The following is a 12,271-nucleotide window of genomic DNA, read 5'->3' as shown; positions in this document are numbered from 1 at the left end:
CCACGACGCGACACGAAGGCACTCTCGTGCCACGTCACGACTGATCAACTGCTGAGTTGCTGCCGGGTTACCGACATCTCACCCACAGAGAACTACTTGTCCGCCCCCCGGCGCCCTGTGAGGCCCGAATGACGCCCTGTCAGCGCCCCTTCATGGCTTGCCGGGCGCCCTTGAGGCTGGTCGGGACCGGGCCCTTCGGCATCGGCACCTGCGGGCGGACGGCGTCCAGCGCCTTCAGCCGCTGCAGCAGGTCGGTGATCTCCGACGGCTGCAGCGCCTGCGGCAGCTTCATCACGTGCTTGGTGAGCTTGCGGATGTCGATCTCGCCCTCGCCCTGACCGGCGATGATCTGGATCACCGGCGCACCACCGGCGACCCGGTTGTGCTTCTTGCCTTCGGCGGCCAGCAGGTTCTTCACCCGGCTCGGCTGTCCCTCGCCGACCAGCACGATGCCCGGCCGGCCGACGACCCGGTGCACGATGTCGGCGTTCTTGGTGACCGCGACGGCGGGCGACACGTTCCAGCCCCGGCGCAGCGTCTGGAGCGCGGACGCGGCCGCGCCGGCCTGTCCCTCGATCTGGCTGTACGCCGCCTTCTCGACCTTGCGGCCGAACACGATGGTGGCGGCCAGGAAGCCGAGTGCGACACCCAGCGGGATCCAGATCATCAGCGGTCCGACCAGCAGGCCGACCACCACGAACACGGCGACGATGCCGAGGAAGATCCCGGCGAGCACGAGTCCGACCGTCGGGTCGGACTTCTTGGTCAGCTTGTACGCCGACGCGATCTGCTTGAGCCGGCTGGTCTTCTCTTCGGGCGCGTCGTTCTTGGCCATAACTCCCGGATCCCTCTTATCCCTGTGTCACTGTCTGGGCGGCGGCGTTCATCCGCGACTCCACAGCCTGACGGTACAGCCGACCGGCCCGGTACGACGAACGCACGAGCGGTCCCGACATCACTCCGGCGAAACCGATTGCCTCGGCCTCGTCGTTCAGCTCGACGAACTCCTCCGGCCGGACCCACCGCTCGACCGGGTGGTGCCGCACCGACGGGCGCAGGTACTGGGTGATCGTGATGATCTCGCAGCCCGCCGCGTGCAGGTCGGTCAGCGCCTGGCTGACCTCCTCGCGGGTCTCGCCCATGCCGAGGATCAGGTTCGACTTGGTCACCAGGCCGTAGTCGCGGGCCTGGGTGATGACGTCCAGCGAGCGCTCGTAGCGGAACCCGGGGCGGATCCGGCGGAAGATCCGCGGCACCGTCTCGACGTTGTGCGCGAACACCTCCGGGCGGGACGAGAACACCTCGGCCAGCTGCTCGGGTACGGCGTTGAAGTCGGGCGCGAGCATCTCGACGCCGGTGCCCGGGTTGAGCTCGTGGATCTGCCGGATGGTCTCGGCGTACAGCCAGGCGCCGCCGTCGTCCAGGTCGTCGCGGGCGACGCCGGTCACGGTCGCGTAGCGCAGGCCCATGGTCCGGACCGACTCGGCCACGCGGCGCGGCTCGTCGCGGTCCAGCGCTTCCGGTTTGCCGGTGTCGATCTGGCAGAAGTCGCAGCGCCGGGTGCATTGGTCACCGCCGATGAGGAAGGTGGCCTCGCGGTCCTCCCAGCACTCGAAGATGTTCGGGCAGCCGGCTTCCTGGCACACCGTGTGCAGCTGCTCGGACTTCACGAGCTTCTGCAGCGCCTGGTACTCCGGGCCCATCTTGGCGCGGGTCTTGATCCACTCGGGTTTGCGCTCGATCGGGGTCTCCGCGTTGCGCACCTCGAGCCTGAGTAGTTTCCGTCCTTCTGGGGCGATCGTCACGACTCCAAGCCTACGCGGCCCCAGCCAACGACGGTCAGCAGCCATCCACACCCGTAGGCTGATGAGCTATGTCCACGCTTGAGCTCGGTACGGCGCCCACCGACGCCGAACCGGGGACACCACCGGGTACCGGGACGACCGTCTGCGGCTGGGTGCGGCCCGGCCCGACCGTGCGGGAGCGGCGTGCCGACATCCTGCTGGGCCTCGGCATGGCCCTGGCGGCGGTGATCGGGACGGAGCTGGCCCGAGGCGCGTCCTCGGCGAAGGTGGACCTCGGGATCGGCGGGGTCGAGGCCTACGTCCTCAGTGCGGCGACGGTCCTGCCGCTCTGCTTCCGCCGCCGGTACCCGATCCCGGTGCTGCTGGCCGTCGCGGTGCTGTTCGTGGTCAGCGGGGAGCGAGTCACGTTCGCCTTCGCCGGCAACCTCACCACCCAGGCCTCCATGTTCATGGCGATCTATGCGGCCGTCGCCTGGGCCGTCGACCGGCGGCTGATGAAGGCGTCGGTGGCAGTCGTCTTCATCGCGATGTTCGGCTGGCTGACGATCAACTTCGTCAAAGCGCTGCGGAACAACTCGATCGAGGGCCCGAACCATGCGTTGTTCTCGCCGTACGTCTCCAGCGTCGTCCTCACGGTCGCACTGAACGTCCTCTACTTCTTCGGCGCCTACTTCTGGGGCCGGACCGCCTGGGGGATCGCCCGCCAGCAGCACGAACTGGAGCAGCAGGCCGCCGAGCTCGCGGCCCAGCAGGAGGCGAACTCCCGCCGCGCGGTGATCGACGAGCGGCTGCGGATCTCCCGGGAGCTGCACGACGTGGTCGCGCACCACATCAGCAGCATCGGCGTCCAGGCCGGGGGAGCCCGCCGGGTGATGGACACCGATCCGGCCGCGGCGAAGGACGCGCTCAGCGTGATCGAGAACTCCAGCCGGACCGCGGTCAACGAGATGCGCCAGCTGCTCGGCATGCTCCGGGCCGCGGATCCCGAGCTCGACGTTGCCGGCACCGGCCCCAAGGCACCGCAGGCAGGCGCCGACCGGCTGCCCGCGCTGATCGCCGAGGTGAACGGTGAGGGCCTGCAGGTCGGCTTCCACCAGATCGGCCCGCCGGTGAAGTTGCCCGAGACCGTCTCGGTCTCGGTCTACCGGATCGCCCAGGAAGCCCTGACCAACGTACGCCGCCATTCGACCGCTCGAAGCGCTCACATCACGCTGCGTTATCTCGGGGACGCGGTCGAGCTCGAGGTGATCGACGACGGCCGGCCGAAGCACGCCCCGGTGGGCAGCCGGCTCGGCCACGTCGGGATCCGTGAGAGGGTCGGTCTGCTCGGCGGCGAGAGTGAGATCGGGCCGCGGCCCGTGGGTGGATTCCGGGTCCGGGTCCGGATCCCGCTCAATCCGCAGAACCGCCCGATGACCGAAGGATCCCTGGATGAGTGACGAACCGATGCGCGTGCTCCTCGCGGACGACCAGGATCTGGTCCGCGCCGGATTCCGGATGATCCTCTCGGTCGAGCCGGACATCGAGGTGGTCGGGGAGGCGTCCGACGGGGAGAAGGCGATCGAACTCGCGCTGGCGCTGCGGCCTGACGTCGTACTGATGGATGTCCAGATGCCCGGGATGGACGGGATCACCGCGACCCAGCAGATCGTCGCGGCCGACGCGGGCAAGGTGGTGATCCTGACCACCTTCGACCGGGACGACTACCTGTTCGAGTCCCTCGGCGCCGGGGCCAGTGGGTTCCTGCTGAAGAACACCGCGCCTGAGGACCTGGTCGACGCGATCCAGGTCGTCCATCACGGCCACGCGCTGCTCGCGCCGGAGGTGACCCGCCGGGTGATCAAGCGGTTCACCGGCACCCGCGAGCGCGTCTACCGCCCCGACCTGCTCGCCGAGCTGACCGACCGTGAACGCGAGGTCCTCGGCCTCATCGCCCGCGGCCTCACCAACACCGAGATCGCCACCCAGCTCTTCGTGGGCGAAGCCACCGTCAAGACCCACGTCTCCCGCGTCCTGCTGAAACTCGGTCTCCGCGACCGCGTCCAGGCCGTCGTCTTCGCCTACGAATGCGGCCTGGTCACCCCCGGCGACGACCCCACCAGCTAGGCAGTCCACCCCGCGGATGACGCGGGTGATCACCCTCGCGGGCGACGTGGAAGTGGTCTTGTCCTGACTAGCTTTGAACAAGCCGGGCATAGGTCCGGTGGGGGCCGAGCTGATGGGGATTGTGACCGATGTTGACAGTGGCTGGGCTCACGCGGCGGTTCGGTGAGCAACTTGCGCTGGACGACGTGACGTTCGACGTCGTACCAGGGCGGATGACTGGGTTCGTCGGGGCCAACGGCGCCGGGAAGACGACCGCGATGCGGATCATCCTTGGTGTGCTGGCCGCGAACGCCGGCGAGGTGCGCTGGCAGGGCGAGCTGCTGACCGGGGAGGTACGGCGCGACTTCGGCTACATGCCCGAGGAGCGTGGGCTGTACCCGAAGATGAAGATCCGCGATCAGCTGGTGTTCTTCGGCCGGCTGCACGGACTCACCCCGGACCGGGCCGAGGAGCGGACCGACAAGCTGCTCGAGCGACTCGGCCTGGCCGATCGGGCCACCGACATACTCGAGACGCTCTCGCTCGGGAACCAGCAGCGCGTGCAGATCGCGGCGGCGCTGGTGCACGAGCCGATCGCGCTCGTATTGGACGAGCCGTTCAGCGGGCTCGACCCGCTCGCCGTCGACGCGATGGTGGACCTGCTCCGTGAAGAGGTGACGGAGGAGGTGCCGGTGCTGTTCTCCAGCCACCAGTTGGACCTGGTCGAGCGGTTGTGCGACGACCTCGTCGTACTCGCCCGCGGCAAAGTGGTTGCCGCAGGCTCCGTTGCGGAGCTCGCGGCCGGGCCGACCACGACGTACCGCTTGGTGGTGGACGGCGACGCGGGCTGGCTGCGCGACGTCCGCGGGATCCGGGTGCGCGACGTGGCCGGCGGTACGGCGCTCTTCGACGTCGAGGACAGCGCCGTCGAGCAGCAGATTCTTCAGCAGGCGATCAGCCGTGGACCGGTGCTCGAGTTCGGGCCGGAGCGGGTGGCACTCAGCGACGTCTTCCGGGAGGCGACCCGATGAACGACCGTACTCTCGACCGGCCCTGGATGCTGATCGCCCAGCGCGAGGTGAGCACCAAGCTGCGGGACAAGACCTTCATCGGGTCGACCGTGTTCATGCTGGTGATCGTGCTCGCCGCGGTGCTGATCCCGGCGCTGATCGCCGGGCGTGGTGGTCCCGACAAGGTCGCGGTGATCGACGACGCCGGCGCGAAGGTGGTGCAGCAGGCGTCCACGACCAAGGGCGGCGACGGCTACGAGGTGACGCGGGCCGCGGACCGGCCGGCCGCCGAGCAGCTCGTCACGAACGGCGATGTGAAGGCGGCGCTGCTGCCGGGCAAGGACGGGTACGTCGTGCTCGGCAAGGACCGGGTCGACTCCGGGCTCGAAAGCGCGCTGCGGGAGGCGACGGTCAACGTCGGGATGGAGGCGAACGCCGGGCGGGTCGGACTGACGCCCGATCAGCTGCGGGCCGGGACCAAGGTCGAGCTGCAATTGCTGAAGCCCGGACCGCTGCCGGACATCGTGTCGGACTTCGTGAACATCGGGCTTGCGCTGGTGTTCTACATGACCGCGCTCGGGTTCGGCATGATGATCGCGCAGAGCGTCGTCCAGGAGAAGGAGAGCCGGGTCGTCGAGATCCTCGCCGCCGCGGTCCCGATCCGGGCGCTGCTGTGGGGCAAGGTGCTCGGCAACACCGCGTTGGCGCTGTCGCAGATCGTGGTGATCGCGGGGACCTCGCTGATCGGGCTGCTGATCACCGATCAGGCGGACATCCTCGAGGTCATCGCACCGGTCGCCGGGTGGTTCGTGGTGTTCTTCGTGCTCGGGTTCGTGGCGCTGGCCGGCCTGTGGGCAGTGGCCGGGTCGCTGGCCACCCGGCAGGAGGACCTCGGGTCGACCACGCTGCCGGGGCAGATGATCCTGATGGTCCCGTTCTTCTTCTCGGTTTTCGCGGGTTCGTCGGCCAAGACGGTCGCGTCGTTCGTACCGATCGCGTCGTCGATGGCGATGCCGGGGCGGATGCTGACCGAGGACGTCCCGATCTGGCAGCCGCTGGTCGCGATCGTGATCCTGCTCGCCGCGACCGTACTGATCGTGCGGGTCGGAGCCCGGTTGTACGAGCGGACTCTGCTCCAGACCGGGCGTCGACTCGGCTATCGAGAGGCACTCGCTCTCAAGGCGTCATGACACATCGTCACGGCCGGGTCGGGCGTTACAGCGTCGGCCCGGCTGTGACAAAACCGCAATGTTGGGTACCTGTGTGCTGTGCCTACACCTGGACTACGGTCTCAACGCATGAACGTCGAGCTGCGCCACCTGCGGGTGGTGGTCCTAGTGGCAGAAGCGGGTTCCGTCGGCAGGGCCGCCCGCTGGCTGAAGGTGAGCCAGCCGAGCCTGACCGCGCAGCTCAAGCGGATCGAGGCGGCGTTCGGGGGAGAGCTGTTCGAGCGCTCTCGCACCGGCGTGACGCCCACTCCGCTCGGCCGGTACGCCGTTGATCGCGCTCGGGCGATCCTGGTTGACGTCGATCACCTGTCCGCGACTGTGTCCGCGATGACTGCGGTCGAGTCTTCGGCCGTTCGGCTTGGCGGGTTCCCGACCGCGCCGATGTCGGGGATCGCTTCGCGGCTGCGCCGGCACGGTGAGATCGAGCAGGTCAGCATCGAGGTCGAGTGGTCCACCAGCGTGCTCTTGCAGCAGTTGGAGAGTGGTCGGCTGGACTTCGCGTTGCTGCGGGAGTTCCCCGGGTTCGAGCTGCGGCTGCCCAGAGGGGTCGAGGTGACCACGGTTGTCGAGTCGGAATCGGCGTACGTCGTGATGTCGGCCGACCACCCGACGGCGATGTCGACGCGGGCACGCGGTGAGATCGAGCTGTCCGCGCTGTCGGGCGAGGAGTGGATCGGGGAGCCGCCGGACGACAGCGGGTTCCACGTGCTGTTCCGGGCGGCGTGCGAGGAGGCTGGGTTCCAGCCGAAGGTCGAGCACCACTCGGTCGACACGTCGGTGCTGATGGGGTTCGTGACGAGCGGTCAGGGTGTGGCGCTGGTGTCGCCGACGTCGTACCGGATGCTCTCCTCCGACGTGACCACGCGCACGCTCGTGGGTGATCCGATCCATCGCAAGCTCATGCTCGCCTGGAGCACCGACTCACCCCGGGCCCAGATGGCCCCCGACGTCCTGGCCATGGCCACCGTCGCGTACGACGAAGCCATCACCGAACACGCCCGCCGAGACCAACACCAACGAATGCACGTCGCCTGACCCTCGGTCGCAGAAGAGCCCCTCACGCGTGATCGCGTGAGGGGCTCTCGAGTCTGTGGCTCCTGGAGGGCTTAAGCTCCCGCCGGGCGAACCACCGGATTCTCAAACGCAGTCAGATGAAACTCCCCGGTGTCCTCCGGATTGTCCATCCGCTCCCGATACTGAGACCCCACCTGCTCCTTAGCCCCCACTACCGGAGCCCGCTGCATCTCCACCCGTCCGTCAGGAGACGATCCCTCCGCCCGTCCGTCAGGAGACGATCCCTCCACCCGACCCGCAGGAGACGATCCCTCGGCCCGTCCGTCAGGAGACGATCCCTCGGCCCGTCCGTCAGGAGACGATCCCTCCGTGCGACCTGCAGGAGCCTTGGCCACCTGCGCGTCCTCTTCTTCTTCACCTTCCGGCGCCCGCGGCGCTTCCGGCGCAGCCACCTCGTGCGCCGCATCCGGCACGGCCTCAGCCTGAGCTGACCCACCTGCGGGTGACGCAGCCTGGGGTGACGCGGCGGGGGTTGATGCGGCGGCCGGTGAAGCGGGGGATGAAGCGGCGGGCGGTGAAGCGGCGGGTGGTGACGCAGGAGGTGAAGCGGCCGCCGGTGAAGCGGGGTGTGAAGGGGCGGGTGGTGAAGCGTTCGCGGGACCCTCAGGAGCCTGGGCCACCTGCGTGTCCTCTTCTTGTTCAACGTCCGGCGCCCGCGGTGCATCAGGGGCAGCTACCTCGTGCGCCGCAGCCGGCACAGCCTCAGCCCGCGCCTCCGGCTCTACCCGGGGAGCCAGCTGCGTTGCGTCCTCGTCGACCTCGGGCCGGGCGGCTGCCTGCGTCACCTCTTCGTCGGAGTCCGCCTCAGGCGCGAACGGGGACTTGGTGGGGACCTGGACGGTTTCGTCCGCGTTGGTGGGGACGAGGACCGTTTCCTCGCCGACGTCGTTGCCTGCGGCATCCTCTTCGGCGAACTCGCGGGTCTGCTCAGAGGTGGTCGTCGGATACTGCGACGTCTGCTCCTCCGCCTGGTTGCGCGGCCGCACCGGCTCCGGCTCGTCGTCGAAGAGGTCGTCGTACCGCGTGCTGTTCCCGTACCCACCGCCGTACGCCGGCGCCTCGGGATAGGTGCTCCCGGCAACCGGGTAGACCGCGGCGACGTCCGCCTCCTGCTGCGCCTGCGCGGCGTCCTGCTCGCGCTGCAGGCGGTCCTCCTCGGCCCGCTGCCGCCGCCGGCGCTGTACTCCGCGCACGATCAGCTGGATCGCGTAGACCAGCGAGATCACCGCAAGGATCGGTACGACGCCGTTCAGCGTGTACTGCTTCGTCCCGTCGATCATCCCGGTGGTCACGCCGGGGACGTCGTTCAGGAAGTTCGTGGTCCGGTTCGGGATCCAGAGCCAGCAGTAGATCAGCGTGGCGAACGCGATGAACGCACCCAGCGCACCGGCGCCGGAGAAGTACGACACCACGGCCCAGAAGACCAGCGCGCCGATGCCGAAGGCAAGCGCCATCTCCTTCGCATTCAGCTCGATACCACCCGGGGCCGCGAGTACGCCGAACACGGCCGGTCCGGCGAGCGCTACGACCACTCCGAGCAAGAACCCAAGAAATTTGGACACACCCCCAAGGTAGCGACGTTTCCTCGTCACACCCCGCAGACACTTCGGGCACCCAACGGAAGGGCAACCGCTTGCCTAAGCTAGGACCGTGACCCGTCCTAACGTCCTTGTTGTCCTGTCAGACGAACACACTGCCGCGGCCGCGGGGTGGGCCGGGCATCCACAGGTGCAGACGCCGCACTTGGATCGCCTGGCCGCACAGGGCGTTTCGTTCGATCACGCGTACACAAACAGCCCCATGTGCGTGCCTTCGCGGCTCTCATTGATGGCCGGACAGTATGTGCACCAGATCGGGGCCTGGGACAACGGCGTCATCCCCGGCCCGTGCTTTCGAACCTGGGGTCACCATCTGCGCGAGGCCGGTTACACGTCGGTGATCGCCGGCCGGACCCACTTCAACGGACCAGACCGCTTACTGGGCTTCGATCGCCGCCTCACAGACGACCTGGACTTCTGGATCGACCACAGTGGTCGCCCACCCCGTCGTACGACGGACTGGCGCCGGCCATCCAACTCCCACGTGACTGAGAACGGCCCCGGCGACCACGTCCACACCCAGCATGATGTGGCCGCGACCGACGCCGCACTGGAGTTCCTGCGTGACCCAGGACCTGATCCGTTCCTGCTGTACGTCGGCTACATGCACCCGCACTTCCCCCTGGTCGCACCGCCCGAGTATCGAGCGCTCTACGACCCAGCGGACGTGGAACTGCCTCCGGCTGTCGCTGACGAGCACCCGGTGATTTCGTTGCTACGGCACGGTTTCCGCAACGATGAGCCAGTCACCGAGGAGCAGTTCCGGGAGGCGATGGTTTGCTACTGGGCGCTGATCAGTCACCTCGACCACCAGGTCGGTCGGCTACTGGACGCGGTGCCCGGCGACACGGTCGTCATCTACACCAGTGATCACGGCGAAATGGCCGGTCAGCACGGCATCTGGCAGAAGCAGTGCTTCTACGAGCCCGCCGTACGCATCCCGCTGCTCTTGCGGCATCCGTCCGTCCAGCCCGGCCGAAACGACGACCACGTCAGTCTGGTCGACGTACTGCCGACACTGCGCGACATCGCCGGACTGCCGGTAGATCCCGCTCTCCCTGGACGGACGCTGCTTGACCCTGCTGATCGGCCAGTGCTGTCGGAGTACCACGCGCAGGGGATGGTCGACGGTGGATTCATGCTGAAGTCCGGCCCGTGGAAGTACTGCTACTACGGCGCCGGCCAGCGGCCGCAGGTGTTCAACGTCGACAGCGACCCGCTCGAGCTCGACGACCTCTCGACTGACGAGACCCTGGTTGCGAAGCTCGACGCCGAGCTCAGATCGCTGCTGGACCCCGACCAGATCGACGTACTCGCGAAATCCGACCAGGCCGCGCGTACTGCGGCTTCGACGAGAGGGTGACCCCCGTTGACTGCCCCGAACATCCTGCTGATCGTTTCCGACGACCATGGGTACGCCGATCGTGGCGGTCTCGGCATCCACTCCGAGGTGAAGACGCCGGCGCTGGATCGGCTCGCAGCCGAGGGGGTGAGCTGCACCGACGCCTACGTGACTGCGCCGATCTGCAGTCCGTCCCGGGCCGCGATCATCTCTGGTCGATACCAGCAGCGGTGGGGCGGTCAGTGGTTCGACTCGGCCGCGTTCCCGCCGGACGACGTACCGACGTTGGCGGAGATCCTGCGCGATCAGGGCTATCGGACCGGGTACTTCGGCAAGGTGCATTACGGGGGAGAGGCGGTCGGGGATCGGGCCTGTCCGCCGCATCACGGGTTCGAAGAGACGCTGTACGGGCTGGCCGGTCAGTCGTTCGGGCGGCTCAACTATCTCCATCACTCCGAGGACGCGGTCTCGTCGTACGGGCAGCCGGCGGCGCATCACATGGCGGTGCAACCGTTACTGTCGGGGGATGAGCCGGTCGAGCACGAGGGCTTCCTGACCGCGAGGCTCGGGCAACGGGCGGCAGAGTTCATCGACGGTGCGGACGAGCGGCCGTACTTCTGCATGGTCGCGTTCAACGCCGTCCACAACTTCTGCTGGCAGCTGCCCGAGGACGAGCTGGCCGCCCGCGGCCTGCCCGCTTTCCGGGACTGGACGCCGGACGTGAACGACTCCTTCAACGAGTGGTACGACGACGCGATCGTGCCGAACCTGCCGCACGGGCGGGAGTACTACCTCGCACAGCTGGAGCTGATGGACGCCGAGATCGGCCGCCTCCTCGACCTCGTCGACGACAACACCATCGTCATCTACGTCACCGACAACGGCGGATCGACCTGCAACTTCGGCGACAACACACCCTTGCGCGGCACGAAGTACACCGTCTGGGACGGTGGCATCCGCGTTCCGATGCTGTGGCGCTGGCCGGCTCAGCTGCCGGCCGGGCGGCGTACGGGCGCTCTTGTCAGCACACTCGACCTCGTCCCGACCCTCGCGGCTGCCGCCGGTGCGGATGTCGCCGATGTGGACGGTCTCGACATCCTTCCGGTGCTTTCCGGGGATGCCGACGTTCAGCACGACGCTCTGCACTGGGACTGCGAGTTCCAATGGGCCGTCCGCTCCGGTCCGTGGAAGCTCAGCTGGGTCGACGACAACGCCGATACCCAACACCTCAAGGACTACGAGCACGCGCCGATTGGCAACGGCTGGCACCTGTCCAACCTCGCGCAGGACGTGTCCGAGGAGCAAAACCGCCTCACCGACGAGCCAGACGTGGCCGCTCGCCTGCACGAGCTGCACGCCACCTGGCGCACCGAGGTCGGTCTACCTCCGCTGGCGCAGCCGGGACCTCAGACAGTCAGCCCGTAGGTGATCGGGGTCGGCGGTTCCTCGTGGTGGTCGATGTCCGGGCTGCGCTCGTACTCGTCCCACGCCAGCATCCGATCCAGCTCCCGGCGCACGGAAGCGAGCACCTCGGTCACCGGCACGTCCCGCCCGAGCTCCTTCGACAGCGTCGTGACGTCGGCGTCCGAGATTCCGCACGGCACGATGCGGTCGAACCAGGTCAGGTCGTTGTCGCAGTTCAGCGCGAATCCGTGCATCGTCACGCCCTGCGAGACGCGGATCCCGATCGCCGCGATCTTCCGCTCCCGGCCGCGGTCGTCGGCCGCCACCCAGACCCCACTACGGCCCTTGACCCGCCCGGTCTTCACCCCGAGGTCGGCGCAGACCGCGATCAGCGCCTCCTCCAGGCGCCGGACGTAGTCCACGACATACACATGTGAGGCCAGCTTCACGATCGGGTAGCCCACCAGTTGCCCCGGACCGTGCCACGTGATCTTGCCGCCGCGGTCCACGTCCACCACCGGCGTCCCGTCCAGCGGCCGCTCCTGCGGCTCGGTCCGCTTGCCTGCTGTGTACACCGGTGGGTGCTCGAGCAGGATGACCGTGTCCGAACCAGTGCCCTCGGCAACTTCCGCGTGCAGACGTCGCTGCTCGGCCCACGCGGTCTCGTAGTCCACCGCGTCGGCGCCGAATCCGGCCTCCACATACTTGATAGCCCTCACGCCTT

At 68.1% G+C, this 12,271-nt stretch carries 11 protein-coding genes; 7 read left to right on the top strand and 4 right to left on the bottom strand.

Going from position 1 to position 12,271, the window contains the following annotated elements:
• Window positions 1-139: 139 nt before the first annotated feature.
• Together AB0L70_RS16880 and lipA are read right to left on the bottom strand one after the other, a co-directional pair.
• Window positions 140-835: a DUF4191 domain-containing protein gene (locus AB0L70_RS16880; protein ID WP_363684840.1), complete on the bottom strand. Its 696-nt coding sequence runs from the start codon at window positions 833-835 to the stop codon at window positions 140-142.
• Window positions 836-851: 16 nt separating this feature from the next.
• Window positions 852-1,805, bottom strand: coding sequence for a lipoyl synthase (gene lipA, locus AB0L70_RS16875; RefSeq protein ID WP_363684838.1), 954 nt, complete (start codon window positions 1,803-1,805; stop codon window positions 852-854).
• Between the two features lie 68 nt (window positions 1,806-1,873).
• Here lipA and AB0L70_RS16870 point away from each other — a divergent pair, with 68 nt between their 5' ends.
• From AB0L70_RS16870 to AB0L70_RS16850, 5 genes are all read left to right on the top strand, one after another.
• Window positions 1,874-3,244 carry a sensor histidine kinase gene (locus tag AB0L70_RS16870; protein ID WP_363684836.1) on the top strand — a complete coding sequence of 457 codons (1,371 nt, stop codon included), beginning with the start codon at window positions 1,874-1,876 and terminating at the stop codon, window positions 3,242-3,244.
• The gene (locus AB0L70_RS16865; protein WP_363684834.1) at window positions 3,237-3,911 is read left to right on the top strand and encodes a response regulator transcription factor; all 675 of its coding nucleotides are present in this window, start codon (window positions 3,237-3,239) and stop codon (window positions 3,909-3,911) included. Before AB0L70_RS16870 ends, AB0L70_RS16865 begins: the two co-directional genes overlap by 8 nt.
• A gap of 128 nt (window positions 3,912-4,039) precedes the next feature.
• Window positions 4,040-4,921, top strand: coding sequence for an ATP-binding cassette domain-containing protein (locus AB0L70_RS16860; protein WP_363684832.1), 882 nt, complete (start codon window positions 4,040-4,042; stop codon window positions 4,919-4,921).
• Window positions 4,918-6,090 (top strand): ABC transporter permease, encoded by a 1,173-nt coding sequence (locus tag AB0L70_RS16855; RefSeq protein ID WP_363684830.1) that lies wholly within the window; start codon window positions 4,918-4,920, stop codon window positions 6,088-6,090. Before AB0L70_RS16860 ends, AB0L70_RS16855 begins: the two co-directional genes overlap by 4 nt.
• A gap of 108 nt (window positions 6,091-6,198) precedes the next feature.
• A complete protein-coding gene (locus AB0L70_RS16850; protein WP_363684828.1) occupies window positions 6,199-7,164 on the top strand; it encodes a LysR family transcriptional regulator in 966 nt (321 codons plus the stop codon).
• Window positions 7,165-7,235: 71 nt separating this feature from the next.
• On the opposite strand, the gene AB0L70_RS16845 is transcribed toward AB0L70_RS16850, so the two are convergent.
• Window positions 7,236-8,765: a hypothetical protein gene (locus AB0L70_RS16845; RefSeq protein WP_363684826.1), complete on the bottom strand. Its 1,530-nt coding sequence runs from the start codon at window positions 8,763-8,765 to the stop codon at window positions 7,236-7,238.
• 88 nt (window positions 8,766-8,853) lie between these two features.
• Between AB0L70_RS16845 and AB0L70_RS16840 the strand changes: the two genes are divergently transcribed.
• The gene (locus AB0L70_RS16840; protein WP_363684824.1) at window positions 8,854-10,164 is read left to right on the top strand and encodes a sulfatase-like hydrolase/transferase; all 1,311 of its coding nucleotides are present in this window, start codon (window positions 8,854-8,856) and stop codon (window positions 10,162-10,164) included.
• A gap of 6 nt (window positions 10,165-10,170) precedes the next feature.
• Window positions 10,171-11,568: a sulfatase-like hydrolase/transferase gene (locus tag AB0L70_RS16835; protein WP_363684822.1), complete on the top strand. Its 1,398-nt coding sequence runs from the start codon at window positions 10,171-10,173 to the stop codon at window positions 11,566-11,568.
• Here AB0L70_RS16835 and lipB read toward each other — a convergent pair.
• Window positions 11,550-12,266: a lipoyl(octanoyl) transferase LipB gene (gene lipB, locus AB0L70_RS16830; RefSeq protein ID WP_363684820.1), complete on the bottom strand. Its 717-nt coding sequence runs from the start codon at window positions 12,264-12,266 to the stop codon at window positions 11,550-11,552. The genes AB0L70_RS16835 and lipB overlap by 19 nt on opposite strands.
• Window positions 12,267-12,271: the final 5 nt, after the last annotated feature.

This window comes from Kribbella sp. NPDC051952 (genome assembly GCF_040680855.1).
Taxonomy (GTDB): domain Bacteria; phylum Actinomycetota; class Actinomycetes; order Propionibacteriales; family Kribbellaceae; genus Kribbella.
This window is presented reverse-complemented; position numbering and strand designations above follow the sequence as displayed.